This is a genomic window from Allobosea robiniae (assembly GCF_900102525.1).
Classification (GTDB): Bacteria; Pseudomonadota; Alphaproteobacteria; order Rhizobiales; family Beijerinckiaceae; genus Allobosea; species Allobosea robiniae.
Window position 1 is genome coordinate 104,744 of sequence record NZ_FNBZ01000003.1, and the last position, 25,004, is coordinate 129,747.

The window sequence follows — 25,004 nt, forward strand, 5'->3', positions numbered from 1 at the left end:
GGGCTCGTCGTTGGGCGTGTCTTGGTTGGGCGTATCTTGCCCGGCGCCCGCAGGCGACCGGGAGAGGTCTCAGGCAGCGTGCGGCGGGTAGACCTCGTGGATCACGTCGTCGATCCAGAGCGTCTTCAGCGCGGATATCTCGTGGATTTTGGCCGTGAAATCCCGTCCGTCGAAGGTGTAGGAGACGGCGCCGAGCGTGGTCGTGCCGGCCATGCCGGGCTGCAATTCGGGGCCCACGACGAAGCCGGAAGAGGGGCCCCAGATGTAGCGCGTGCCGGCGAGCGTGAAGTCATGCGCACGGTGCAGGTGGCCGCTGGCGACGAAGGCGACCTCGTGACGGCTGATGAGATCGAGCAGATGCGCGCGGGGCCGCGGCGGGACGCTCCAATAGCCCATGTCGCCCTCGTTGGGCGCCTCGACGAAGAGCGGGCGGTGCAGGAACCAGCCGAGGCGACGGCCCTGCGCTTCGGCGATCTGCCGGTCGAGCCAGGCGAGCTGGCGGGCCTCCTCGGCTTCGTCGCTGCCGAAGAGCATCGAATTGAGGCCGATCAATCGCCAGTCTTCGAGATCGCGGACCCAGAAATCCGCGCCGATATGCTCCCGCCAGCGGGCAAGGCGGGCGTCGTTCACCGGCTGGTGCGGGTGATAGGCCTCGCCGACATCGTGATTGCCGGGGATGCTGAGCACCGGCACGCCAAGGGCATCGAGCAGGGCGCGGCAGTGGCGCATGTCCTCGTCGAGATCCGCACCATCGACGGTGACGTCGCCGGTATGGATGACGAGGTCCGGGGCGGTGGCAGCAAGCCACGCCGTCAGCGGAGCCCAGTTATCGGCGAAATGCCGCTTGTTCGGGCTCAGATGGGTGTCGGAAATCTGCACGATACGCTGCATGTCCCCTCCGGAATTCGCCACTTCATCGGGCGACCGTCTGTCCCCTGCGTCAGCGGGGGGCAGCGGCTTTGCCTTGGATCATACAAATGAATGTTTGATGACACAATTGTATTTTTAGTGCTCGCCGCCTCCGTGGCGATGAAAAGCATTGCCGGCTAGAGATCCGTGCTTTGCGGCAGGATCACGAGGTCGCGGATCGTGACGTTGCGCGGCCGGGTCAGCATGAAATGCACGGCCTCCGCCACCTCCTCCGCTTCGATCAGGCCGCCGCGAGCCCGTTCGGCATCCAGCTTTTCCTGGGGCCAGTCGGCGATCAGGGCGGTCACCACCGGCCCGGGTAGGACGGCGCCGACGCGCAACCCATGTGGGATGACCTGACGGCGCAACGTATGGACAAAGGCCTGCACGGCGTGTTTCGAGGCGGTGTAGATGGGCTCCCAGACCACGGGAACGACACCGGCCACGGAACTGGTGACGAGGATGTCGCCGGTCTTGCGCGCGATCATGTGCGGCAGCACGGCGTGAATGCTGCGGAAGACCGCGTTGACGTTGAGGTTCAGCATGCGATCCCAGGCATCGGGATCACCCTCGCTGACCGGGCCGCCGACATAGGAGCCGGCATTGGCATGGAAGATGTCGAGCGGGCCCGCCTTGTCGAGAATTCCAGGCAGCATGCCGGCAACGGAAGCAGGATCGGTCAGGTCGATGACGAGCGGGATGGCATTGGAGCCGAGAGGCTTGCAGGCCTGCGCGAGCGCTTCGCCATCGCGGTCGACCAGCGCGACGCGGGCGCCGGCGGCGAGCAGGCGCTTCGCGCAGGCGAGGCCGATCCCCGAGGCGGCTCCAGTGATCGCAGCGGTCTTTCCGGTCAGGTCCTGGGTCACGTCGGGTTCTCCGATAGAGCTTGATTCTGCGCCGGCCGCATGATTTCGCGCGCCGTGCGGGCCGCCGCCTGGAGCGTTTCGAAAGCAGCGAGGCGGTGCGCATGCAGGTTGGCGATTTCGCCGTGGGCTGGTGTGAAGATCGCGGCGCTGGGCGCCATGCCGGTCATGGCTTCGCCAAGGTCCGGGAAGGCTTTCGCGGCTGTCGCCGCTAGCATGGCGGAGCCGAGCAGGACGGGGTCGACCTCATCGGGGGCCAGCAGCGGCAGCCCGGAACAATCCGCCAGCAATTGCCGGATCAGAGGATGGCGCCCGGCACCACCGCTGAGCACGATCGCTTCGATGATTGCCCCCTTGGTGCGGCTGGCCTCGATGATCTGGCGCAGTCCGTAACCGATGCCGGTGAGGCCGGCGACGTACAGCGTGACGAGATTGTCGAGGTCGCGTTCCATGCCGAGTCCAGCAATCACGGCACGCGCCTGCGGATCGGCATGGGGCGAGCGATTGCCGAGAAAGTCGGGCACGACGATGAGATTGCCTGCGAGGAGGGCCACTTCCGATGGTGTGGTGGCATGGCCGGCGGCGCGTGCGGCGAGCCAGTCAGGCAGGGAGAGCCCCTCCGCTTCGGCAAGGCGCTGCGCCTCGGGCGTCGCCGGATGGAAGCCGATGAGTTGCTCGATGGCGGCGCCAGCACCGGATTGTCCGCCCTCGCTCAACCAGAGACCGGGCGCCATGGCGGAGAAGTAGGGCCCCCAGATGCCGGGGATGAAGATCGGCTCGCGGCTGCTCGCCATGGTGCAGGCCGAGGTGCCGAAGACATAGGCCATGCGGGTGAGGGCGCCGCCATGCGGCGAGCGGACGCCGACCGAGCCGACACCGCCGGCATGGGCGTCGATCAGCCCGGCCGCAACAGCGGTGCCGGGCTTCAGACCGAGTTCGATGGCGGCCTGCTCGGCGAGACCGTTGCCGAGTGGAGTACCGCCCGGAACGATCTCGGTGCCGATGCGGGCGAAACCGTCATCGGCGAGGTCGTCGAGCCCGATCTGCCGGAAGTAGCTCGCATCCCAGCGCCCTTCATGGGCGAGATAGGTCCATTTGCAGGTGACCGTGCAGGTCGAGCGCGCCAGCGAGCCGGTTGCACGCCAGGTCAGGAAATCCGGCAGGTCGAAGAACTGCCAGGCTGCGTCATAGCTCGTCGGAAGGTTCTCCCGAAGCCAGAGCAGCTTCGGCGTCTCCATCTCCGGCGAGATCGTGCCGCCGACATAGGCGAGCACGGGATGCCCGGTCGCGTTGATGCGCTCCGCCTGGTCGAGCGCGCGGTGGTCCATCCACACGATGATGTCGCGTGTGGCATCGCCATGGGGGCCGACGGGGAGGGGCTTACCACCCGGCCCGAGGACAACCAGCGAACAGGTTGCGTCGAAGCCGATGCCAGCGATGTCGTCCGGCCCGAGCCCGGCCTGAGCCATCGCCTCACGGACGCTGGCGCAGACCGCTTGCCAGATATTCGCGCTCGACTGCTCGGCGATATCCGGCCCGTCGCGATAGAGCGCGATGTCGCGCTTCGCCGTCGCGAGCATCCGCCCGGTACCGTCGAAGATGCCGGCCCGGGCGCTGCCGGTGCCGACATCGATGCCGATGAAATGCCGGGGCATCTCAGGCGGCGGCGCGGTTCGGCGGCCCGGCGCGGGTGCCGTCGGGGTTGCGCAGATAGACGCCGCGCTCGAGCTGCTGGCGGCGCAGTTCCCCGACATCGATATCGGCCGGCGGCCGGTTGCCGCGCACCGAGATCTTGGCGGCGCGGCCGGCGGCCTCGCCCATCGCCATGCAGGTCGCCATGACGCGGATCGCGCCCATCGCCTCATGCGTCGCGGAGATGCTGCGGCCGGCCACCAGCAGGTTGCCGATCTTCTGCGGCACCAGCGAGCGATAGGGGATGTCGTAGCAGTCGCCGCACCAGATCAGCGTGCAGCCATCATCGGCCGGGCGGTGGATGTCGATCGGATAGCTCGCCACTGCGATGGCGTCGTCGAAATGCGTGCAGGCGAGCACGTCCTCCTGCGTCATCACGTATTGGCCGCGGATGCGGCGCGTCTCGCGGATGCCGAGGAAGGGCGCGGTCTTGGTGAAATAGGCCTTCTCGAAGCCCGGCACATAGCCGATGAGATAGGCGACGATGTCGTCGATCTGGGCGCGGCCCTCGATCTCGCCCTTGGTCAGGCTGCGGGCGTCGGTGCCGTCCGTGCCTTTGACGCGGGTCATGTTGATCCAGACCTCGCCCTTCTTCAGGCCGGTGATGATGATGGTGCGCTCGTTCGGGATCTGCAGGCCGCGCTCGGCCTTGGCCTTGGCCATCAATTCGCGCATGCCGACGACGATGAACTGGTGGTTCTGGCCGAAATACTCGGCTGGGATGAAGTCGGTGAGATAGGTGCGCGCTGCCGGCGGGGCGTTGGCGATCGAGAGCCGGAGCGCATCGGTATCGACGCCGGCAAGGCAGAACATCAGCGTCGGCGGCTGCATGCCGCCATGTTCGTTGCCCTTCTCGGTCGGCACGCCCGCGCTGTAGGCGACGTCGGCATCGCCACTGCAATCGATAACGACCTTGGCGAGGATGGCGGTGCGGCCACTCTTGCTCTCGGTGATGACGCCGCGGATCGTGTCGTTCTCGACCAGCGCGCCGGCGAAGAAGGTGTAGAACAGCACGTCGACGCCGGCTTCCGTCAGCATCTCCAGCGCGACCGTCTTCACCGCCTCGGGCTCGACCAGCGTGATGCCCATGTGGAGGGGGCAGGGCCGGTGCTCGCTCGCGCCCTGGCGTTCCCGGCGCAGCCGCTCGATGAATTTCTGCGGCAGGCCGTCGATGATCTGGTTGCCCTTCTGGCCGAGGAAGCCGAGCACCGGCAGGCCGATCGTCATGTTGCCGCCGACGAAGCTGCGGCTCTCGATCAGCCCGACGCGCAGGCCGTCCTCGGCGGCGGCGAGAGCGGCTGTGAGGCCCGAGGGGCCGCCGCCGACGACAAGCACGTCATATTCAGCGGAGACGGGGATGGAGCGGGCCGGCTCCTCGATGAAGCGGGTCGCGGCGGTCGACATGATGAAGATCCTTCAGGGTGTCACGAATGGGACGAGCGCCTGCGGAGCGGAGCGCCCCGCAGGCGGAAAGGGCGATCAGGCCGGCATCATCGGCTTGACGCGCTCGATGATGGCGGAGACGGCGTCCTTGACCGGCTTGCGGCCGAGCACGGCGAGCTGGACCTCCTCCAGGAAGGTCGCCTGCGCGCGGGCGGCCTCGGGGAAGGGCGGGAAGGCGCCGCGCGCGGTGGCCAGCACCTTGGCCTCGACGGCAGCCAGCGCATTGCCGGCCTTCAGCTTTTCGTCGGCATAGGTCGAGACCCGCACAGGGCCGTTGCCGTTGAGCGCCATGCCGAGCGTCACGCGCTTGCTGGAAACCTCCTTGATGAAGCTCCAGGCCAGCGCCTTGTCCTTGGCGTTCTTGGGGATCGACATCGCCCAGGCCTCGACGACGGAAGCCATCGGCATCTTGCCCTGAATCGCCTTGGAGCCGGGGAAGGGGACGGCCTTGATCTTGCCGGGGAACTTGCTCTGCTCGGCATTGTTGAGCTGCGCGCCGCGCGCGAAGGGCAGCACGGTGAAAGCGGCGCGGCCCTGCTGCAGCCAGGTCACCTGGTCGTCATTCTTGGTCGTGGCATAGCTGCGCGGCAGGCTGCCGGCCTCGAACATGCCACGCAGCGCGCCAAGTCCTTGCTCCAGCGCCTCGCGGTTCGGCACCAGCTTGAGGTCGGGGCTGATGAAGTCGCCGCCATAGGCGCGGGCGAACATCACCGGGAAGACCGCGAGATCGCTCGCCAGCACCATGCCGGTGACCGGCGTGCCGGCCTTGGAGGTGAAGGTGGTCTTCTTCGCCTGCTCGATCAATTCCTCCAGTGTCGTCGGCGGAGCGGAGATGCCGGCCTCCTCCAGCAGCGCCTCATTGTAGAACAGGCCTTGGGTCGCATGTCGGACGGGGATGCCGATCAGCTTGCCGTCGACCGTCATGCCCTGGACGAGGCCGGGCGCGATATCGCCGAAATCCTCGATCGCGTCCTTGTCCTGATAGGGGCCGAGCGGCTCGAAGAGGGCGGCGATCTGCGAGGTCGGCCGATTGTCGATGAGATAGCCGACGCCGTATTCGGTCTCCTTCAGGCTGGCCTCGCGGAAGAGCCTATCCTGCAAAGGATTGGAGTCGAAGGTGGTGAAGGCGACCTCGGCGTCGTTGGCCTTGCGCCAGCTGGCCATCAGGTCGCCGTCACCGCTGCCGAGCACGGTCTGGTGGACCTTGTGGCTGAGCACGTTCAGCGTCTTGCCGGCGGCGAAGGCCGGGGCGACTGCGAGCGTGGCGGCGACACCGGCGGAACCAGCAACAAAGGCGCGGCGGGTGAGCTTGGCTTCAGTGTTCGACATGTTCTTCCTCCCTCTTTTTGTGTGGTTGGCTACCCCTTCGTCGAACCGGCGGTGAGGCCGGCCACGAGGTAGCGGTTCATGAAGACGACGAAGAGCAGGACGGGCACGAGCTGCACCGTCGCGGCGGCGAACAGGATTCCCCAGTCGACCCCATCGATGGAGCCGATCATCTCGGAGATGACGAGCGGGGCGGTCTTCGCCTTGGTCGCGGTGAAGATGAAGGCGAAGAGGAACTCGTTCCACGAGAAGACGATGACGAAGACCGCGACCGCGAGCACGCCGGGCATCGCCAGCGGCGCGATGACCTTGCGCAGGATGGTCATGCGGCTCGCACCATCCATCGCGGCGGCCTCGTCGAGCTCGCGCGGAATCTGGTCCATGAAGGTGCGCATCAGCACTGTGCCGAGCGAGACGAAAAAGGTCGCGTAGAGCAGGATCAGGACGAGATGCGTGTCGCTGAGTCCGAGCCAGTTCACGATCGGGAAGAGCGGCAGCGTCACCACGATCGGCGGGATCAGGCGCACGATGATCAGCCCGAGCAGGCTCGCACCGAGCCAGCGTCCGGAATTGCGCGAATAGACGTAGCCGGCGCAGGCGCTGGCGACGATCGCGAGCAGCGTCGCGCCGACGGTGATCAGCAGGCTGTTGAGCAGCCCCTCGAAGAACACGCCCCAGGAGCGCCAGAGCTCGGCGTAATGCTTGAAGGTCGGGGTGAACAGCCATTTCGGCGGCACGGCGAAGATGTCCTGGCCGGGCTTCAGCGAGGACATCGCGATGAACAGGATCGGGAACAGCGACCAGAACAGGATCGCCGCGACGGCGATCGCCTTGCCCAGTCCGATCAGGAGCCGCTCAGTGCGCATGGGCGACGCCTCCGCGCTTGAGCAGGACAACATAGGCGCCGGCGAGCAGCAGCGAGGCCAGCACCATGATCCAGGCGGTCGCCGCGGCCGGGCCGAAGGCGTTGAAGCTGAAGGCCTCCTGATAGAGGTAGATCGCCACCACTTCGGTCGAGCGGGCCGGCCCGCCCTTGGTCAGGAGCCAGGCCTCCGAGAACAGGCGGAAGGCGAAGATGTAGCGGAAGAGCAGCGCGATCAGCATCGCCGGGGCGAGCAGCGGCAGCGTCACCTGCCGGAAGGCCTGCCAGCGTGTCGCGCCGTCGATCCGGGAGGCTTCGTAGAGCTCGGCGGGAATGGCGAGGCGGGCGGCATAGACGATGACGAAGGTGAAGGGCAGGTGCAACCAGATCGTCAAAAGGCCGATCAGGGTCATCGCGTGCGAGGGCTCGAAGGACCAATCGAGCGTCGGCAGGTGGAGCGCCCGCAAAGCCAGCGTGATCGGCCCGGCATCGGGATCGAACAGGAAACGCCACATCACCACCGCCGTGACCTCGCTGACCGCATAGGGCGCGAGCACGGCGACGAGCAGGAAGCGCCGGAACGGCAGGCCGCTGGCGAAGAGCAGGGCCATGCCGAGGCCGACGGCGAGCTCCAAATGCACGGCCACGACGACGAGGACGACGGTGTTCCAGAGTGCACTATGGAAAGCGGGATCGGTCAGGACGCGCCAGTAGTTCTGCAGGCCGACGAAGCTCGGCGCCTGGCCGAAGCTCGACGTGTTCAGGCTCAGCCAGACGACATAGAGCGACGGCAGCACGATCACGCTCAGGATGAGCAGATGCACCGGCGCAAGCAGCGGCAATAGTCGTGCCGTTCGTTGAAGCTGCACTTTTTCCTCCAGGACTTCTTCTGCTCCGGGCTCTGTCGGCCCGGTGGCCCGGACGCTCGGCGTCCGTAGGCTGTCTTCGTCAGTGCACTGCCTTGGGTGAGGCGGCCGCTCCTTCCAGGTTCGGATGCGGATCGGGATCGTGGCTGTTGCCGCGCTCTGGCCCGGCGGCGAGATCGCGCACGGAATCGCGGGCCTGCAGGCCGGCTTGCAGCACGGAATGTGTGGGCGGCGCCTGGTCTCCGGCCATGCGGGCGCGCAGGCGGTTCCAGGCGGCTTCCGCGATCTCGGCGATCGGCTGGCGGATCGCGGTCAGGCCGGTCTTGCGGGCGCTCATCCAGGGGTAGTCGTCGAAGCCGACGACCGAGACGGGGTCGGGAATGTCGATCCGCATCCGGGCCAGTGCCGAGAGCGTGCTCAGCGTCGTGACGTTGGTCAATGCGATGACGGCGCTCGGCTGCGGGTGCCGTTCAAGCCAGTGCAGGAAGGCTGCGGCGCCGCGATCGGCGTTCGAGCCGAGTTCGATCACCGTCGGCTCCCGGCCCAGCATGGTCCGGATGAGATCGCAGGCGCCGCGGACGCGCTCACGGATCGGCGAGATGGCGAGGCTGGAGGCGGCGACCAGGATATCGCGGTGGCCCTTGGCAAGGAGGTGCCGAGCGGCGATCTCGCCGGCCTCGCGATTGTCGATCGCCACGGTGTCGACGACCGAGCCCTCGGGCGGCACGCGGTCGGCGAAGACGATCGGCAGACGGCCGATCTCGTGGCGCAGCGCCTCGGGAAGCGCATCGGAGCAGGGCACGGCGATCAGTCCGGATGGACGCCAGGCGAGCAAGGTGCGCAGCCGCGACTGCTCCAGCCCGAGATCGTCGCGGGAGCTGGCGACGAGGATATCGTAGCCGTCCTTCTGCGCGAGCACCTCGAGCTGCGAGACCAGCGAGGTGAAGAAGACGTCGTCGAGATCGGGCACGAGGACGCCGACGACACGGGCCTGGCCCGAGCGCAGTTGCGAGGCCGCCCGGTCGACCTGATAGGCCAGCTCGTCGGCGGCCTTGAGCACGCGCGCCCGCAAATCGGCATTCACCGGCTTGTTGCCGCTGAACACGTTCGAAACCGTCGCGATCGACACGCCCGCGCGGGCGGCGACATCCCGGATCGTGACGCGCGGATTGTCCATCGAGAAGCCTGTTAAACGTTTTACAGAAAAACGTTTAACAGGCAGGTTGCGTCGAGGCAAGGCGATTCACGAGCCTTGATGTTTGAGGCTTTCAGGTGCCATCCGCTGCCTGGGAGTGGCCGATGGAGCCGGGGGGCATCTTATCCGGTACGCGTCCAGCGCAGGAAGGCGGATAGCCGCAGCAGGCCGTTGACGATCAGAGCATAGACCACGCGCGTGTCTCCATCTCAGGAGCCCACGACATCGCGTGGTGCTTTTAGCGTTGTTGACGCGGCGCAAGCTGCTCCGACAAATCCCGCGATCGGATCGCTCCGATGGCTTCGAGCATCCCGGGGTTTTCGGGTCTGGTCAATCGCAGGGTGTTCCAAGTTTTCGCAGGCTCGGGGAAGGAATTCACTGCGTCCCGCGGCCTCCGCCGCATCCTCCATCTTCAGGGATATCGAGGTCGATCTTGACCGTCGGCATCTCCCCGGCATCGCGAGGCCGGTGCTGCGTTCGCCCTGATCTTGTCGCGCCGGCAGCTGGCCGTTTTCGGAGAGTTCGCGGCGTCGCGCGGTTTCGAGCGCATTGCCATTGCAGGCGCTATGGACCCCCAGCGTCTCGACGAGACTGGTGCGGGCGCGCCTGCGGGGATAGGGAAGACCGATGAACGTCCCGTCCGCCAACCCGCCCCTGATCGCCGCCGCCGACAAGGGCGACATGGCCGCCGTCGAGCGCCTCCTCGGCGAGGGTGCCAGGGTGGACGTCATGGACGCGACCGGCCGGACCGCGCTGATGGCGGCGACCCAGAAGAACGACCTGCCGCTGGCGCGGCGCCTGATCGCGGCCGGCAGCGATGTCAATGCCCGCGACATCACCATGCTCTCGCCCTATCTCTGCGCCGGGGCGAACGGCTTCAACGAGATCCTGAAGCTGACCATCGCCTCGGGCGCCGATCCGCATAGCGTCAATCGCTTCGGCGGCACGCCGCTGCTGCCGTCGAGCGAGAAGGGCTTTCTGCGCACGGTCCGGGTCTGCCTGACCGCCGGCATCCCGGTGGACCGCGCCAATGATCTCGGCTGGTCGGCGCTGCTGGAAACCGTGATCCTCGGTGATGGCGGCCGGCTCTATGGCGACGTGGTCGAAGCGCTGGTCGGGGCGGGCGCCGACCCGCATCTCAGGGATCGCGACGGCAAGTCCTCGCTGGAGCATGCGCAGGCCCTCGGTCAGGAGCGCGTACTGGCGATCTTCAGGGGCGAGGGCGCCGCGGCCGGCCCGGGCGCGGCCATGATCCGGCAGGCGAAACAGGCGGAGAAGGCGGAGCACTACGAGGAGGCGCTGGCCATTATCGCAGCCGCGCTGGCGCAGCATCCTGCCGATGCCGATCTCACCTATTACAAGGGCTATTATCTCTATGAGCTCGGGCGCCACGAAGAGGCGATCCGCACCTTCGAGACGGTGCTGGCCTCGAGCCCTGACGAGGTCGAGTTCCATTTCTACATCGCCTATGCCTATCGGGCGATGAAGCAGCCGGAAGCCGCGCTGGCGGCCTTCGATGCGGGCGTGGCGAAGAAGCCCGAAACCCCGTTCCTGCGCTATCACAAGTCGAATTACCTGCGGGAACTCGGTCGCCACGAGGCCGCCGTCGCCGTGATGGACGAGCTGCTCGCGCGCGATCCCGGCCGCTACGATTTCGCCTTTCACAAGGGCAACAGCCTGCGCTCGCTCGGTCGGCACGAGGAGGCGATCGCGGCGATCGAGATCGCGATCGCCTCCGATCCCGGCAATCCGCTTTATCGCCGGCACAAGGCGCAGTCGCTCAAGCTGCTCGGGCGCGAGGCTTGAGGCCCCGCGCCGTCGCTTGTGACCCGGATCGATTCGTCAGGCGATCGGCTGGGTCAGCTCGCCGTGGCGGGCGACGATCTTGCCGCGCTTGACGACCGTGCGGTCGGCCGGGCGCTCGACGATCGCTTCGCAGATGGTCTCGCCGGGCAGGATCACGAAATCGGCGGTGCAGCCGACCTCAAGACCGTAGTTCTCGATGCCCATCACCTTGGCGCCCTGATAGGTGCAGACGTCGAGCGCCAGCTCCATCTCCTCGTCACGGCGGAAATTGTTGCGCAGGCCGACCAGCGTCGCGCGCTCCAGCATGTCGCCCATGCCATAGGGGTTCCAGCTGTCGCGCACGCCGTCCGAGCCGCCGGCGATGACGATTCCAGCCTTGAGGCAGGCCATGACCGCGGGGGCCGGTGAACTCGCGGGCGCGGTGGTGACCAGCGCGATGCGCTCCTTCGCGAGATCGTCGATCAGCCGGCGGACATGGTCGATATCGGGCATGCCCAGGCAGAAGGCATGGCTGATCGCAACCTTGCCCTGCATGCCCATTGCGCGCACCCGCTCGAGGATCAGGTCCATCGAGAAGGCGCCCATCTCGCCGCGCTCGTGCAGATGGATGTCGAGCGGGCGGCCGTATTTCTCGGCGAGGCCGAAAATCGCATCGAGATGGCCCTTCGGATCGCGGTCGACCGCGCAGGGATCGAGACCGCCGACGATTTCGGCGCCGAGCGCCATCGCCCGGTCGACCAGTTCGAGCGTACCGGGCCGGATCAGCAGGCCGGACTGCGCGAAGGCGACGATCTCGACGTCGATCACATCCTTGAGCCGCTCGCGCATGGCCATGACGCCCTCGATGCCGGCGATGCCGGTCTCGGTGTCGATGTCGACATGGCTGCGGATATGGGTGGTGCCCAGCTTGACCATCTGGGCGACGAGCCGGCCGGACTGGCGGTCGGCGTCGATGCCGAATTCGCGGCGGTTGCGGCGCTCGGTCTCGATCTTGTCGATCAGGGCGGGGCCGGCGGTGTGTTTGTGCCAGCCCATGCCCCAGAAGCTCTTGTCGAGATGGGTATGCGCCTCGACCAGGCCGGGAATCATCAGGCGGTCGCCGGCATCGAAACTCGTGTCGCCTCCGGTCGCGCCGGCGCCGATCGCGGCGATGCGCCCGTCACGGACCAGCACATCCGTCGACGCGCCGCCGGCCGGGCGGACATTCCGGATCAAGAGGGTATCAGTCACGAGGCGTCTCCTTCTTCCAGACCGGCCTGTGCCGGTTTCTCAACGTCGATGACGGCTTTGGCCTGTCGGATCATAGGGCCTGCATGCCGCAGCCGTCGGGATAAATGTGCCGCGCCGGTGTCGCCCAGCGGGAGCGGCCCTGAAGCGGGCGGCGACAGGGCGTTCAGATACGGCGGCGCGGGATCGCCGTCGCATAGGTGTTGAGCGAGAGCAGGTGACGGTCGGCGCGCTGGAGCGCGGCGAGCGCCGCCGTGCGGTCCTTGTTGGCGAGCAGGCCGCAGAGCACCTCGGAGATCGCGAGCGCCGGCGCCAGCGTATGGAAGAAGCTCTGGCTCTCGGTCGAGCAGAGAATCGCCAGATCGGCGATACCGACCAGCGGCGAAACCTCGCTATCGGTGATCGCGATGACGCCGAGGCCCTTCTCCCGCGCGAGCTGCGCCAGTTCGAGGCTGTGCAGAGCATAAGGGTTGATCGAGATGGCGAGCAGGACGTCTTCCGCCCCGGCCCGGATCAGCCCGTCGCCGACCGTATCGGCCGGGCCGTCGAGATGGACAGTCTTCTCGCCGAGCAGCGTCATCACGTAATGGAAGTGCCAGGCCACCGAATGGCATGAACGCAGGCCGAGCACGTAGATCCGGCGGGCCTGTGCGAGGCGATCGGCGGCAGAGGCGAGGCGCTCCAGCGAGGCCGGCTCCGTCAGGCGCGCGATCTGGGCGGCGAGGCCCTGCAGCATGCGGCGCGACAATTGCGCGGCCGCCATGTCCTGCTCGCTGTCGTCGTTCTGCATCGCGCGCGCCGCGAAGCCGTCGACGCGGAAGCGGATCGCCTCGGCATGATGGGCGCGGATATCGTCATAGCCGGCCAGCCCGAGGAACTTGGCGAGCCGCGTCATCGTCGAGGGCTGCACGCCGGCATTGCGCGCGAGTTCGCGCATCGAGACCAGCGCCACCTCCTGCGGGTGTTCGATAATGTAGCGCGCCGCCTGCCGCAATTGCGGGGACATGCCCTCGAAGAGGCTGACGATGCGCTCGCGCAAGGGATCGGCCTGCAACATTTGAATCGCGCCCTTCTCTGTCCGATCGCGACCATTCCCGCGCAGCGGATGGATTTCAAACGGTTTCTCGGCTTTCCCTCAGGCTTGAGGGCGTTGCAACAGAGCGTTTCGCTGAAACAGTTTAAGACTCAATCGTATCTTATTTGTATCATATAAAACAAATGTTGCATTCTTTCATTGGGCATGTCATGAGGCTGCGCGCCGCGGCGCTCTGTCCGCGCCAGTCCGGGAATGCCGAGATGACCAGGATTCTCCATCGTTCGATCGGCGGCCGCCTGCCGCAAGCCGCCGCGGGGCAGGGCATCTTCATCACCGACAACGATGGTCGCAGCTATATCGACGGCTCGGGTGGCGCAGCCGTTTCCTGCCTCGGCCACGGCCATCCCGAGGTCATGGCCGCGATGCGCGCGCAGATGGACCGGATCGCCTACGCGCACACCTCCTTCTTCACCACCGATGTCGCCGAGGAGCTGGCCGAGCGGCTGGTCGCGCTGGCGCCGGAGGGGCTCGACTACGTCTATCTCGTCTCCGGCGGCTCGGAGGCCGTCGAGGCCGCGATGAAGATGGCGCGGCAGTATTTCGTCGAGATCGGCCAGCCGCAGCGCCGCCATTTCATCGCGCGCCGGCAGAGCTATCACGGCAACACGCTGGGAGCGCTGGCGGCCGGTGGCAATGCCTGGCGGCGGGCGCAGTTCCAGCCGATCCTGCCCGAGACCCACCATGTCTCGCCCTGCTACGCCTATCGCGACCAGAGGGACGGCGAGACGCCGGAAGCCTATGCCGCCCGGTTGGCAGACGAGCTGGAGGCCAAGATCCTGGAGCTCGGCGCGGACGAGGTCATCGCCTTCATCGCCGAGCCAGTGGTCGGCGCGACGCTTGGCGCCGTCGGCCCGGTCGCGGATTACTTCACCCGCATCCGCAGCATCTGCGACAAATACGGCGTGCTGCTGATCCTCGACGAGGTGATGTGCGGCATGGGCCGCACCGGCACGATGTTCGCCTGTGAGCAGGAGGGCATCTCGCCCGACCTCGTCACCATCGCCAAGGGGCTCGGCGGCGGCTACCAGCCGATCGGTGCGGTGCTGCTCTCCGACAAGGTCTATCGTTCTTTCGCCGAAGGCTCCGGCCTGTTCCAGCATGGCCACACCTATATCTGCCATCCGATGGCGGCGGCGGCGGCCAACAAGGTCGTCGAGCTGATCTCGCAGCCGGAGATGCTGGCGAATGTCCGCATGATGGGCGAGCGCCTGCAGGCCGGGCTCGACGCGCGGCTCGGCCAGCATGCCCATGTCGGCGATATCCGTGGGCGCGGCCTGTTCCGCGGCATCGAGATCGTTGCCGACAAGGAGACGAAGACGCCCTTCGACCCGGCGCTGAAGATGCATGCCCGGATCAAGAAGGAGGCGATGGCGCGCGGCCTGCTCTGCTACCCGATGGGCGGCACGATCGACGGCCGGATCGGCGACCATGTCCTGCTGGCGCCGCCCTACATCATCCGTCCGGAAGAGATCGACCAGATCGTCGAGCGCATCGGTGGCGCGATCGACGCGGCGGTCAGGAGCTGACGGTCGCCATGGCAGCACGCATCGCCTTCGCCGGCTTCAATCTCGAATCGGTCACGGCCGTTCCGCAGATCGTGGGGCTGGCGGAGTTCGAGCGCGTCTGCGTGCGCGGCCGAGAGCTGACGGAGCGGTTCCGCGGCACCAATACGGTGCCCGGCGGCTGCCTGAAAATCTGCGAGGCGGAGGGCGCGGAGTTCGTGCCGCTGTTCCACACGCTGCTCGGTGCGCTCGGGCCGACGGCGGACGCGGCGGTCGCGCATTACACCAGTGAGATCATCTCCGGGCTCGCCCGCAGCGCGCCGGTCGACGGCGTCATCCTGTTCCTGCACGGCGCCTGCTGGGCGGCGGGTTACGCCGATGTCGAGCGCCATGTCATCGACGCTGTGCGCGCAGCTTTCCCGGCGCTGCCGATCGCGGTCGCGCTCGACTATCACGGCAATATCGATCGCGAGACCTTGCGCGGCGCCGAGATCGCCGTCGCCTATCGCCACTCCCCGCATATCGACATGGGCGAGACCGGCGAGCGCGCGGCGCGTGCGTTGCTCAGGCTATTGCGCGAGGGGCGCCGGCCCGGCCTCGCGGTGGCGCGGCCCGATGTCGTCATTCCCTCGATCATGTCGGCGACGGCGCTGGAACCGCTGGCCTCGATCATCGCCGAGGCGCGCGCTGCCGAGCAGGCCGGCGATTGCGACATCTCGGTCATGGCCGGTTTCTCCTATGCCGACAGCGCCAACACGGGCATGTCGGTGATCTGCCTCGATTGGGACGGGCAGGACGCGGCAGAAGCCAAGGCACAGGCCTTTTCGGATCGGTTGCGCGCGGCGCGGAAAGCCATCGCCAATGCGATTCCGATCCTGAGCGTCGAAGACGCTCTGGCCAATATCGAGTGCCAGCCGGCGAAGGGCCGGCCGATCGTGTTGCTCGAACATGCCGACCGGATGAACGACTCGACCCATCTGCTGCGAGCGCTGCTGACGCGCGATGTCGAGCGGGTCAACGTGCCCTTCCTGCTCGATCCCGAGACTGCGGTGCAGGCGCATGCCGCAGGCGAGGGGGCCGAGATTACGGTCAAACTCGCCGGCAAGACCGCGCCGGAGACCGGCGGGCCGGTCGAGGCGGTGGCGCGGGTGCTCTGGTCGGGGCCGAAATCCTTCAACGTCTCCGGGCGCTACCAGCGCGGCAGCTTCGTCGATCTCGGACTGACGGCGCTCATCCAGATTGGTGCGATCCGGGTCTCCGTGGTCTCGCATTTCGCCTTCGCGGTCGATGGCGATCCGTTCTTCATCTTCGGCGAGAAGCCGGAGGATTACGACGTCATCCTGCTGCGCTCGAAGACGCATTTTCGCGACTATTACGAGCCGATGGCCGACCGGATTCTCGTGGTCGACACGCCCGATCTCGGCCCCGCCGATGTGCGGCTTATCCCATACCGCCAGCTCGATACGGCCAGGGCCTATCCGTGGAGCGAGGCTCCCGCCTGACGACGCCCACCAACCCAAGCAACCAAAAACAAGGGGATGACAATGAGTTTTCGGTTCAAGACTTTCGGGGCTGCCGCGCTGCTCGCGGGCTCCCTCTCTGCCATGCCGGCCCTGGCCGAGACGACGCTCAATGTCGTCATGCAGGCGCCGCTCAGGACGCTCGACCCGATCCTGAGCACCGCCCAGATCGTGCGCACCCATGGCTTCATGGTGTTCGACACGCTGCTCGGCATGGACGCCAAATACAATCCGCAGCCGCAGATGGCCGACTACGCCGTCTCGGCCGACAAGCTGACCTATACGCTGACGCTGCGCGACGGGCTGAAATGGCATGACGGCACGCCGGTCACGGCCGCCGATTGCGTGGCCTCGCTGAAGCGCTGGGGCGAGAATGACGGCGCCGCCCGCACCATGATGGCGCATGTCGCCTCGATCGAGGCGACCTCCGACAAGGTGCTGGTGATCAAGCTGGCGAAGCCCTTCGGGCAGGTGCTGGATCTGCTGGCCAAGCCTTCGCCGGTGCCGCCCTTCATGATGCCGAAGCGCCTCGCCGAGACGCCGGCGGGCAAGCAGGTCACCGAGATGATCGGCTCCGGCCCGTTCCGCTTCGTCGCGGAGCAGTACCGGCCGGGCGACCAGGCCGTCTACGTCAAGAACAAGGACTACAAGCCGCGCTCCGAGCCGATGAGCTGGACCGCCGGCGGCAAGGTGATCAATGTCGACAAGGTCGTGTGGAAGGCGATGCCGGACATGCAGACCTCGATCAATGCGCTGCAATCCGGCGATGTCGACCTGATCGAGCAGGTGACGATCGACCTGCTGCCGCTGCTCAAGGCCAATGACGAGATCAAGACCGGCGCGATCAACGCGCTGGGCAGCCAGGTCACCGGTCGCTTCAACCATCGCCTGCCGCCCTTCGACAATCCGAAGGTCCGCCAGGCCGCGATGTACGCGCTGGATCAGGACCAATTGATGCAGACTGCGGTCGGCGACAGCCAGTATTACAAGCTCTGCGCCTCGGTCTATGGCTGCGACGTGCCGCTCGCCTCCGATGCCGGCGCGGAATATCTCAAGGGCAGCGCCAAGGAGCGCATGGCCAAGGCCAAGGAACTGCTCAAGGCCTCCGGCTATGACGGCACCCCGGTGCTGATGATGCAGCCGACCGACCTGACGATCCTCTCGACCCAGCCGATCGTCGCGGCCGAGCGGCTGCGCGAGGCCGGCTTCAAGGTCGATGTCGCTTCGATGGACTGGGCCACGCTGCAGTCGCGCAAGAACGGCTGGCAGCCGGTGGCGCAGGGCGGCTGGAACTTCTTCTTCACCTATTGGGGTGTGTCCGGCATCTGGAACCCGACCGTGCATGCGCTGCTCGACGGCTCGGGCTCGGATACCGCCTGGGCGGGCTGGCCGAAAAGCGCCCGTGTCGAGGAATTGCGCACCGCCTATAACGCCGCAACGTCCCTTGATGAGCAGAAGAAGATCGCCCGGGAGATCCAGCAGATCGCCTTCGACGAGGGCTTCTACTTCAATGCCGGCGAGTTCCAGTCCGTCGCGGCCTGGAATGCCAAGCTGAAGAATCTCCAGCCCGGCCCGATCACCCTGTTCTGGGGCGTCACCAAGTAACGCCGAAGCGCCGGGCGGCGGCGATCCGCCGCCCGGCCTGACCGGCCCGGTTTCCGGCATCGTCCATCGGGCGGATGCCCAGGCGCGTGGAGAGCTTCATGGCTTCCTATTTCCTGCGCAGGCTCATGATGGCGATCCCCGTCATGTTCTTCGTGGCGCTGTTCGTCTTCCTGCTGCTGCGCTTGACGCCGGGCGATCCGGCCCAGGCCATCGCCGGCGACCAGGCGACGCCCGCCCAGCTTGCGGCCATCCGCGAGAATCTCGGTCTCGACAAGCCGATCGCCGGCCAGTTCGTCGCGTGGATCGCCAATATGACGCAAGGCGATTTCGGCTCCTCGCTGATCTCGCAGCGCCCGGTGCTGGAGATGATCGGCCAGCGCATCGGCCCGACGCTGGCGCTCGCGATCATGGCGATGATCTTCACGGTGGTGATCTCGCTGCCGCTCGGCGTGCTCGCCGCCTGGCGTCATGGCGGCATGGTCGACCGCTTCGTGATGGCGCTCTCGGTCGTCGGCTTTTCCGTGCCGATCTTCGTGATCGGCTACGTGCTGATCGCGGTCTTCGCGGTCAACCTGAAATGGTTCCCGGTGCAGGGCTACAAGGCGCTGGCCGATGGCTTCGGCCCGTTCTTCCACCGCATCCTGATGCCAGGGCTGGCGCTTTCCTTCTTCTATATCGCGCTGGTCTCGCGGATGACGCGCGCCTCGATGCTGGAGGTGCTGCGCGAGGACTATGTCCGCACCGCCCGCGCCAAGGGGCTGGGCGAGCGGATCGTGCTGTTCCGCCACGCGCTGCGCAACGCCGCGATCCCGATCCTGACCGTGGTCGGCACCGGCTTCGCCATGATGGTCTCCGGCGTCGTCGTCACCGAGACCGTGTTCAACATCCCCGGTCTCGGGCGGCTCGTGGTCGATGGCGTGCTCGCCCGCGACTATCCGCTGATCCAGGCGATCATCCTGCTGACGGCCGGCACCTATGTGCTGATCAACCTGCTGATTGACCTCTCCTATGCCCTGACCGACCCGAGGATCCGCTACCAATGAGCGCTTCGTCGAATCCCGCGCAGGGCGCGCTGCCGCGCCGCCGCCTGCTCGACAATCCGCCGCACTGGACCACGGCGCTCGCCGTCATCGTCCTCGTCGCCGTGATCGTGATGGCGGTGTTCGCGCCGCTGCTCGCAAATTTCGAGCCTACCAGGCTCAACGCCGCGATGCGGCTGAAGCCGGCCTCGGACATCTATTGGCTGGGCACGGACTCGTTCGGCCGCGACCTCTATTCGCGCGTGGTCTATGGCGCGCGGGTCTCGCTGCTGGTCGGCGCCGGCGTCGCGATCGGCGCCATCGTGATCGGGCTGCCGCTCGGCCTGATCGCCGGCTGGTATCGCAGCATCGACGGCGTGCTGATGCGGATGATGGACGGGCTGATGGCCATTCCCGGCATCCTGCTCGCGATCGCCATCGTCGCGCTGGTCCGCGGCGGGCTTCTCACCGTGATCATCGCGATCATGATCCCGGCAATCCCGCAGGTGGTGCGCCTCGTCCGGGCGCGGGTCATCGCGGCGCGCGAGGAGACCTATGTCGACGCCGCCGTGCTGCTTGGCACCCGCCCGGGCAAGCTGATCCGCAAGCATCTGCTGCCCACCACGATCGCGCCGCTGATCGTGCAGGGCACCTATATGTACGCCTCCGCCATCCTGACCGAGGCGGCGCTCTCCTTCCTCGGTGTCGGCATCGGCACGGAGGTTCCGAGCTGGGGCAACATCATGGCCGAGGGGCGGCTCTATTTCGCGATCAATCCCTGGCTGGTGTTCTGGCCGGCGATCGTGCTGTCGCTCTGCATTCTTTCGATCAACCTGCTCGGCGACGCGCTGCGCGACCGGCTCGATCCGAAGATGCAGGGGAGGGCTCCGTGATGGCGACCGCCGCGACCCAGCCCGTCCTCTCAGTCCGCGACCTCAAGGTCGCGACGCGGGGGCGCCAGCCCAGCGATATCCTGAAGGGCATCAGCTTCGACATCCATCCCGGCGAGACGCTTTGCCTCGTCGGTGAATCCGGCTCCGGCAAGTCCGTGACCTCGCTGGTCGCGATGGACCTGCTGCCGCGCGACGAATTGCGCGCGACCGCCGGGACTGTCCGGCTCAACGGCGAAGATATTATCACCGCGACGCCGGCCCGGACCAAGGCGCTGCGCGGCGCCGAGATGGCGATGATCTTCCAGGAGCCGATGACGGCGCTGAACCCGGTTCTGACGATTGGGCTGCAGATGGACGAGGTCTACTGGGCGCACACGAAGATGCGTCCAAAGGAGCGTCGCGAGGCCGCAATCGCTGCCTTCGAGGCGGTGCATCTGCCCGATCCCCAGCGGATCTATGACAGCTATCCTCATCAACTCTCCGGCGGGCAGCGCCAGCGCGTGATGATCGCGATGGCGCTCGCCTTGAAGCCGAAACTGCTGATCGCCGACGAGCCGACGACGGCGCTCGACGTCACCACACAGAAGCAGATCCTCAGCCTGATCCGCGAATTGCAGGAGGAGCAGAACACCGCCGTCCTGTTCATCACCCATGACATGGGCGTGGTCGTCGACATCGCCGACCGGGTCTGCGTGATGCGCCGCGGCGAGATCGTCGAGACCGGCCCGGTCGAGCAGGTGCTGAGCCAGCCGCGCGAGGACTACACGCGTGATCTGCTGCAATCCGTGCCGTCATTGACGCCGCGCGCGCCGCGCGCTTCGTCTGGCGGTGAAACGGTGCTGGAGATCAACAATCTCGAGAAGACCTTCAGCTTCGGCTCGCTGCTGGGGAAGCTGATGGGGCGCGAGAGCCGCAGCGTGCGGGCGGTGAAGGATGTCAGCTTCGGCCTCGCACGCGGGCGCACGCTCGGCATCGTCGGGGAGAGCGGCTCCGGCAAGTCCACCGTGGCGCGCTGCCTGATGCGGCTGGAGCATCCGACCGGCGGCGAGATCCGCGTCAACGGGCAGGACATCGCCAACCTGCAAGGCCAGCAGGCGCTGGCCCCGGCGCGCCGGCGCGTGCAGATGGTGTTCCAGGACCCGAACCGCTCGCTCAACCCGCGCCTGCGCATCGGCGAGAGCCTGATCGAGGGACCGCTCAATCTCGGCGAGAACCGCGAGACCGCCCTGAAGCGTGCGGGCGAATTGATGGAGGTGGTCGGCCTGCCCAGCACCAGCCTCGAACGCTTCCCGCACCAGTTCTCCGGCGGCCAGCGCCAGCGCATCGCCATCGCGCGCGCCCTGATGATGGAGCCCGAGGTCATTGTCGCGGACGAGGCCGTCTCGGCGCTCGACGTCTCCGTGCAGGCGCAGGTGCTGGCGCTGCTGGCCGAGATCCAGGAGCGGCGCAATCTTGCCGTGCTGTTCATCACCCATGATTTGCGTGTGGCCGCGCAGATCTGCGACGAGGTGATGGTGATGCAGCGTGGCAGCGTCGTCGAGATGGGGCCGGCCGCCGAGGTTCTGGGCCAGCCGCGTCACGAGTATACCCGTGCCCTGATCAGCGCCGCACCGGGGCGGGACTGGGATTTCGCGGCCGGGCGCCGCATCGCCGGAGCCACAACATGATTTCCGCCAGCCTCGTCCAGATGGATGTCCAGTCCCTGGCGCCGGCCGAGAATTTCCGGCGCATTCACGACTTCGTTGCAGCGGAGGCGGCAAAGGGCGTCCAGCTCATCCTGTTCCCGGAGCTGGCGAACACGGGCTATGTCGAGCCGCTGGTGCCGGGCGGCGCTGTCGTCAGCGATGTCCCGCATTTCGGGGCTGCGCTCTACGAGGCCTGCGCCGCGCCGGATGGCGACGAGGTCAAGGCGCTCGTTGCGCTCGCCGCGAGGCATCGCGTGCATCTCGTCATCGGGCTCGGCCTGCGCGATGCCTTACGTGCCGGGGTGATGCGCAATGCCTCGCTGCTGATCGGGCCGGAGGGTGTGGTCGGCGACTACACCAAGATCCACCAGTGGCAGAACGAGAAGCTGTTTTTCAGCGGCGGCGACAGCATCGACACCTATCCCGTCTTCGGGACACGGCTCGGCATGCAGGTCTGCTACGATATCCGCTTCCCCGAGATCACCCGCATCCTTGCGCTTCAGGGCGCGAGCATCGTGACCTCGGTCTGGGCCTCCTTCGGGGCGGAGACTGCGCCGGTGACGGACGAGGGCCTCTTTATCCACCGCGCTTACACGCGGGCGACCGAGAACGGGGTCTTCTTCCTGAGCTGCAACCGCAGCGGCAGCCGCGGCGGGCAGCGCTTCTTCGGCCGCTCCTGCGCGGTGGCACCGGATGGCCGCGTGCTCGGCGCGCTCGACCATGATCGCGAGGACGTGCTGCGGGTCGAGATCGACCTCGCCGAGGTCGCGCGCTATCGCAGCTTCACGGGCATCTGGGCCGACCGGGCGCCTGCTCTCTACGCCAAGTATCTCACGCCCTGATCCTCACGAGACCTCCGATGACGATTTCTCCCTGCCCGCCGATCAGCGATGCCGACTGGCCCGAAGCGATCGCCGAGATGAAGACCGGCTTTGCTGGCGCGCTCAATGTCTACCGGACGATGGCGCATCACCCGGCCCTGCTGAAGGCCTGGGGCCCCTTGCGGCAGCACATTGTCAAGGACAGCGCGCTCGGGCCGGTGCGCTCGGAAGTGGTGATCCTGCGCGCGGCGCACCGAATGGGCTCGCCCTATGAATGGGCGCATCATGTCAGCCGGGCGCGGGTGCTGGGAATGAGCGATGCCCGCATCGCCGCTTTGCGCGGGAGCCCTGAAGGCGAGGACGGGCTGATCGTCCGGGCGGTCGATGCGCTCTTCGACGAAAAGCGCCTGTCGCTCTCCCTCGAAGCCGAGCTTGCCGCGGCGGTCGGGCGCGAGGCGGTGTTCGACCTGATCGCGACGGTCGGCTTCTATTCGGTGCTCGGCTACATGCTGATGACCTATGAGACGCCGATCGATGAGGCGATTGCGGCCGAGATGACCGAGAAGCCGCTGGGCACTGTCTAGCCGCCGATTTGGAGAAGTCGCCGGGCATCGTGTAACCCCGCCTGACCGGGCCGATGGCGAGTGCCCGGACGCAAGACGGGAAAGACATGTCCGACGACGATTACATCTATGACGAGGCGACCGGGGAATGGCGCCCGGCCTCGGAAGTGAAGCAGGCGGCCGCTGCTGCCGCCGCTCCGGTGGTGCGCGATGCCGCCGGCAATGTGCTGGCCGACGGCGATTCCGTCGTTCTGGTCAAGGATCTCAAGGTGAAGGGCGCCAACCAGACCCTGAAGCAGGGCACGGTGATCCGTTCGATCCGCCTGACGGAGAATGTCGAGGAAATCGACTGCCGCCACGACACGATCAAAGGCCTCGTGCTGCGGACGGAGTTCGTCCGCAAGCGTTGAGTTTTCGGGCCCGCGCCTACCAGAGGCGCGGCCCCTCCATCGTCGAGACATGGGCGGCGACCACTTTCCAGCCCAGGTCGGGAAAGCGTACCCAGCTCTGGCTCTGCCGGCCGATGACGTCGCGCCCGCGCACCTTGAACTCCAGGTTCACCGTGGCAATGTCGCGGCCCAGCGTCAGGATCTCCAACCGAATCCGTTTCTCCTTGATGCCCGGCCCCGGCGGACGGGCGACGCGATGGCCGTGGATCTCCTGGAAGCCATAGCCGTTCTCGTGCAGCGCGTAGCGGATCGTGTAGGGGCTGTTCCAGAAGGCGGCGTCCAGCACGTCGACATTCTTGTCGATCAGCGCCTGCTCGTAGGCCTCGAACCGGGCGCTGATCTCGGCCACGACTTCAGGGATGTTCGGGGTCAGGTCGGTCATGATGATGCGGCCTCCATGGCCTGTGCGACGGCGATGAGGCTGGCATCCGTGCCGCGCCCGCCGATGATGGACAAGCCGACCGGCGCGCCGTCGACAAGGGCGCCGGGCAGGTTGACTTGCGGATGACCGGTCAGCCCGCCCTGTGCGCAAAGGCTGGTAATGCGGTCGCGCATCGGCCTGAGTGCCGGCATCGGCAGGCCGCGCAAGGGCGCAGGGAAGGGCGTCGTCGGCAGGCACAGGATCGTGCCCGGCGGCAGCAGGTAGCGCAGCCTTGCGCGAGCCTCTTCGCGCATCAGGGCGGCCCAGTTCTGCTCTGATACCGGAACCTGCGAACCGGCGATCAGGCCGGCCGCGACGCTGAAGGCCATGCGCGGATTGTCCCGCTCGATCCAGGGGCGGAAGGTCTGCCAGGCCTCGACCGGCTGCAGGCTGCGCTGTGCCCGCGCCCAGACGGACAGGCCCTGCGGCGCCATGATCTCGTCGCGTGGCGTCGTGTCGAGCACGCCGGCGAGCCGCTGGACCATCGGTTGCAGCGCGGCTGCGACTTCGGGGTCGGCGAAGCCGAAGGCGTCGACGGCGACCAGCAATTTGGTCGGTAGCGGGCCGGGCGCCTCGCCGAGCAGCACCGTGCCGATGCGGGCGAAGGTCGCGGCGTCGCGCGTGAACCAGCCGGCTGTATCCGAGCTCGGCGCCTGCGGCATCAGCCCGGTCAGGTCGAGCCGGCCATGGGTCGGTCGGATACTGTAGAGCCCGCAGAAGCTGCCGGGCACGCGCATCGAACCGCCGGTATCGGTGCCCAAGGCGGTGTCGCAGAGTCCGGCGGCGACGGCCGCGGCCGAGCCGGAAGAGGAGCCGCCCGGCACGCGGTCAGGCGCGGCGGTGTTCAGCGGCGTGCCGTCGAAGGCGTTCTCGCCGAGGATGCCGAGCGAGACCTCGTCGGTGATGGTCTTGCCGACGAGCTCGGCGCCGGCATCGAGCAGGCTCTGCACTGCCCAGGCATGGCGCTCCGGGACGGGATTGGCTTTGGCCCAGTCATGGTTGCCGCCGCCGGTCGGTGTACCCGCGACGTCGAACAGGTCCTTGACGGCGAAGGTCAGTCCGGCGAGCGGCCCGCCTTCCCGGCCGGGGATGCGGATGCGCGGGCCGGGCACGAAGGCGTTGACGCGATCCGCCATCACGGCCTCGGCGATCGTGTTTCGCCCAGGGAGATCGGTCGGGTCGGCATCGGCACGGCTTTTTATCCTTCGTGATGGTCGGCCTATCGTTCGGGTGGCAGCCTA

The 25,004-nt window shown here is 67.1% G+C and carries 22 protein-coding genes; 10 read left to right on the forward strand and 12 right to left on the reverse strand.

All coding sequences use genetic code 11. The features are described 5' to 3' along the window. Positions 1-69: 69 nt before the first annotated feature. From BLQ70_RS09420 to BLQ70_RS09455, 8 genes are all read right to left on the reverse strand, one after another. The gene (locus tag BLQ70_RS09420; protein WP_091856768.1) at positions 70-891 is read right to left on the reverse strand and encodes a metallophosphoesterase family protein; all 822 of its coding nucleotides are present in this window, start codon (positions 889-891) and stop codon (positions 70-72) included. A gap of 155 nt (positions 892-1,046) precedes the next feature. Next, positions 1,047-1,775: an SDR family oxidoreductase gene (locus BLQ70_RS09425; protein WP_091856769.1), complete on the reverse strand. Its 729-nt coding sequence runs from the start codon at positions 1,773-1,775 to the stop codon at positions 1,047-1,049. Continuing rightward, the gene (locus BLQ70_RS09430; RefSeq protein ID WP_091856770.1) at positions 1,772-3,427 is read right to left on the reverse strand and encodes an FGGY-family carbohydrate kinase; all 1,656 of its coding nucleotides are present in this window, start codon (positions 3,425-3,427) and stop codon (positions 1,772-1,774) included. The genes BLQ70_RS09425 and BLQ70_RS09430 overlap by 4 nt, the downstream gene beginning before the upstream one ends. A 1-nt stretch (position 3,428) precedes the next feature. Continuing rightward, positions 3,429-4,868 carry an FAD-dependent oxidoreductase gene (locus BLQ70_RS09435; protein ID WP_061970485.1) on the reverse strand — a complete coding sequence of 480 codons (1,440 nt, stop codon included), beginning with the start codon at positions 4,866-4,868 and terminating at the stop codon, positions 3,429-3,431. Between the two features lie 75 nt (positions 4,869-4,943). Next, positions 4,944-6,236 carry an ABC transporter substrate-binding protein gene (locus BLQ70_RS09440; RefSeq protein WP_091856771.1) on the reverse strand — a complete coding sequence of 431 codons (1,293 nt, stop codon included), beginning with the start codon at positions 6,234-6,236 and terminating at the stop codon, positions 4,944-4,946. 29 nt (positions 6,237-6,265) lie between these two features. Next, complete coding sequence (locus BLQ70_RS09445) at positions 6,266-7,099, reverse strand: carbohydrate ABC transporter permease (RefSeq protein WP_061970489.1); 834 nt, start codon at positions 7,097-7,099, stop codon at positions 6,266-6,268. Continuing rightward, entirely contained in the window at positions 7,089-7,964 is an 876-nt protein-coding gene (locus BLQ70_RS09450) for a carbohydrate ABC transporter permease (protein ID WP_091856772.1), read from the reverse strand. The genes BLQ70_RS09445 and BLQ70_RS09450 overlap by 11 nt, the downstream gene beginning before the upstream one ends. A gap of 79 nt (positions 7,965-8,043) precedes the next feature. Beyond that, positions 8,044-9,138: a LacI family DNA-binding transcriptional regulator gene (locus BLQ70_RS09455; protein WP_091856773.1), complete on the reverse strand. Its 1,095-nt coding sequence runs from the start codon at positions 9,136-9,138 to the stop codon at positions 8,044-8,046. Between the two features lie 645 nt (positions 9,139-9,783). Between BLQ70_RS09455 and BLQ70_RS09460 the strand changes: the two genes are divergently transcribed. Further along, entirely contained in the window at positions 9,784-10,962 is a 1,179-nt protein-coding gene (locus tag BLQ70_RS09460; protein ID WP_091856774.1) for a tetratricopeptide repeat protein, read from the forward strand. 36 nt (positions 10,963-10,998) lie between these two features. Here BLQ70_RS09460 and BLQ70_RS09465 read toward each other — a convergent pair whose 3' ends face one another. Together BLQ70_RS09465 and BLQ70_RS09470 are read right to left on the reverse strand one after the other, a co-directional pair. Continuing rightward, positions 10,999-12,192 (reverse strand): amidohydrolase family protein, encoded by a 1,194-nt coding sequence (locus BLQ70_RS09465; RefSeq protein WP_091856775.1) that lies wholly within the window; start codon positions 12,190-12,192, stop codon positions 10,999-11,001. A 163-nt stretch (positions 12,193-12,355) separates the two neighbouring features. Beyond that, positions 12,356-13,246 carry a MurR/RpiR family transcriptional regulator gene (locus BLQ70_RS09470; RefSeq protein ID WP_091856776.1) on the reverse strand — a complete coding sequence of 297 codons (891 nt, stop codon included), beginning with the start codon at positions 13,244-13,246 and terminating at the stop codon, positions 12,356-12,358. Between the two features lie 239 nt (positions 13,247-13,485). On the opposite strand from BLQ70_RS09470, the gene BLQ70_RS09475 reads away from it, so the two are divergent. From BLQ70_RS09475 to BLQ70_RS09515, 9 genes are all read left to right on the forward strand, one after another. Further along, the gene (locus tag BLQ70_RS09475) at positions 13,486-14,811 is read left to right on the forward strand and encodes an aspartate aminotransferase family protein (RefSeq protein WP_091857114.1); all 1,326 of its coding nucleotides are present in this window, start codon (positions 13,486-13,488) and stop codon (positions 14,809-14,811) included. An 8-nt stretch (positions 14,812-14,819) separates the two neighbouring features. Next, a complete protein-coding gene (locus tag BLQ70_RS09480) occupies positions 14,820-16,289 on the forward strand; it encodes a M81 family metallopeptidase (RefSeq protein ID WP_091856777.1) in 1,470 nt (489 codons plus the stop codon). 42 nt (positions 16,290-16,331) lie between these two features. Beyond that, entirely contained in the window at positions 16,332-17,912 is a 1,581-nt protein-coding gene (locus tag BLQ70_RS09485; protein ID WP_091856778.1) for an ABC transporter substrate-binding protein, read from the forward strand. Between the two features lie 98 nt (positions 17,913-18,010). Further along, positions 18,011-18,955 carry an ABC transporter permease gene (locus BLQ70_RS09490; protein ID WP_061970501.1) on the forward strand — a complete coding sequence of 315 codons (945 nt, stop codon included), beginning with the start codon at positions 18,011-18,013 and terminating at the stop codon, positions 18,953-18,955. Beyond that, complete coding sequence (locus BLQ70_RS09495; protein WP_061970502.1) at positions 18,952-19,824, forward strand: ABC transporter permease; 873 nt, start codon at positions 18,952-18,954, stop codon at positions 19,822-19,824. The genes BLQ70_RS09490 and BLQ70_RS09495 overlap by 4 nt, the downstream gene beginning before the upstream one ends. Further along, the gene (locus BLQ70_RS09500) at positions 19,824-21,491 is read left to right on the forward strand and encodes an ABC transporter ATP-binding protein (protein WP_091856779.1); all 1,668 of its coding nucleotides are present in this window, start codon (positions 19,824-19,826) and stop codon (positions 21,489-21,491) included. Before BLQ70_RS09495 ends, BLQ70_RS09500 begins: the two co-directional genes overlap by 1 nt. Further along, a complete protein-coding gene (locus BLQ70_RS09505) occupies positions 21,488-22,351 on the forward strand; it encodes a carbon-nitrogen hydrolase family protein (RefSeq protein ID WP_091856780.1) in 864 nt (287 codons plus the stop codon). Before BLQ70_RS09500 ends, BLQ70_RS09505 begins: the two co-directional genes overlap by 4 nt. 17 nt (positions 22,352-22,368) lie before the next feature. Further along, the gene (locus BLQ70_RS09510; RefSeq protein ID WP_091856781.1) at positions 22,369-22,914 is read left to right on the forward strand and encodes a carboxymuconolactone decarboxylase family protein; all 546 of its coding nucleotides are present in this window, start codon (positions 22,369-22,371) and stop codon (positions 22,912-22,914) included. 86 nt (positions 22,915-23,000) lie between these two features. Then, on the forward strand, positions 23,001-23,303 hold the full coding sequence (locus tag BLQ70_RS09515; protein WP_061970508.1) for an alkylphosphonate utilization protein: 303 nt from the start codon (positions 23,001-23,003) through the stop codon (positions 23,301-23,303). 16 nt (positions 23,304-23,319) lie between these two features. Here the strand turns inward: BLQ70_RS09515 and BLQ70_RS09520 are convergent, their stop codons facing one another. Then, entirely contained in the window at positions 23,320-23,724 is a 405-nt protein-coding gene (locus BLQ70_RS09520) for an AtzH-like domain-containing protein (protein WP_091856782.1), read from the reverse strand. Next, entirely contained in the window at positions 23,721-24,899 is a 1,179-nt protein-coding gene (locus BLQ70_RS09525) for an amidase (protein ID WP_091856783.1), read from the reverse strand. Before BLQ70_RS09525 ends, BLQ70_RS09520 begins: the two co-directional genes overlap by 4 nt. Between the last annotated feature and the right edge of the window lie 105 nt (positions 24,900-25,004).

Coding starts and splice junctions, on each gene's coding strand:
- BLQ70_RS09420 (WP_091856768.1), bottom strand. CDS start 891: ATGCAGCGTATCGTGCAGATTTCCGACACCCATCTGAGCCCGAACAAG.
- BLQ70_RS09430 (WP_091856770.1), bottom strand. CDS start 3,427: ATGCCCCGGCATTTCATCGGCATCGATGTCGGCACCGGCAGCGCCCGG.
- BLQ70_RS09435 (WP_061970485.1), bottom strand. CDS start 4,868: ATGTCGACCGCCGCGACCCGCTTCATCGAGGAGCCGGCCCGCTCCATC.
- BLQ70_RS09440 (WP_091856771.1), bottom strand. CDS start 6,236: ATGTCGAACACTGAAGCCAAGCTCACCCGCCGCGCCTTTGTTGCTGGT.
- BLQ70_RS09445 (WP_061970489.1), bottom strand. CDS start 7,099: ATGCGCACTGAGCGGCTCCTGATCGGACTGGGCAAGGCGATCGCCGTC.
- BLQ70_RS09455 (WP_091856773.1), bottom strand. CDS start 9,138: ATGGACAATCCGCGCGTCACGATCCGGGATGTCGCCGCCCGCGCGGGC.
- BLQ70_RS09460 (WP_091856774.1), top strand. CDS start 9,784: ATGAACGTCCCGTCCGCCAACCCGCCCCTGATCGCCGCCGCCGACAAG.
- BLQ70_RS09470 (WP_091856776.1), bottom strand. CDS start 13,246: ATGTTGCAGGCCGATCCCTTGCGCGAGCGCATCGTCAGCCTCTTCGAG.
- BLQ70_RS09475 (WP_091857114.1), top strand. CDS start 13,486: ATGACCAGGATTCTCCATCGTTCGATCGGCGGCCGCCTGCCGCAAGCC.
- BLQ70_RS09480 (WP_091856777.1), top strand. CDS start 14,820: ATGGCAGCACGCATCGCCTTCGCCGGCTTCAATCTCGAATCGGTCACG.
- BLQ70_RS09485 (WP_091856778.1), top strand. CDS start 16,332: ATGAGTTTTCGGTTCAAGACTTTCGGGGCTGCCGCGCTGCTCGCGGGC.
- BLQ70_RS09490 (WP_061970501.1), top strand. CDS start 18,011: ATGGCTTCCTATTTCCTGCGCAGGCTCATGATGGCGATCCCCGTCATG.
- BLQ70_RS09495 (WP_061970502.1), top strand. CDS start 18,952: ATGAGCGCTTCGTCGAATCCCGCGCAGGGCGCGCTGCCGCGCCGCCGC.
- BLQ70_RS09500 (WP_091856779.1), top strand. CDS start 19,824: ATGGCGACCGCCGCGACCCAGCCCGTCCTCTCAGTCCGCGACCTCAAG.
- BLQ70_RS09505 (WP_091856780.1), top strand. CDS start 21,488: ATGATTTCCGCCAGCCTCGTCCAGATGGATGTCCAGTCCCTGGCGCCG.
- BLQ70_RS09510 (WP_091856781.1), top strand. CDS start 22,369: ATGACGATTTCTCCCTGCCCGCCGATCAGCGATGCCGACTGGCCCGAA.
- BLQ70_RS09515 (WP_061970508.1), top strand. CDS start 23,001: ATGTCCGACGACGATTACATCTATGACGAGGCGACCGGGGAATGGCGC.
- BLQ70_RS09520 (WP_091856782.1), bottom strand. CDS start 23,724: ATGACCGACCTGACCCCGAACATCCCTGAAGTCGTGGCCGAGATCAGC.
- BLQ70_RS09525 (WP_091856783.1), bottom strand. CDS start 24,899: ATGGCGGATCGCGTCAACGCCTTCGTGCCCGGCCCGCGCATCCGCATC.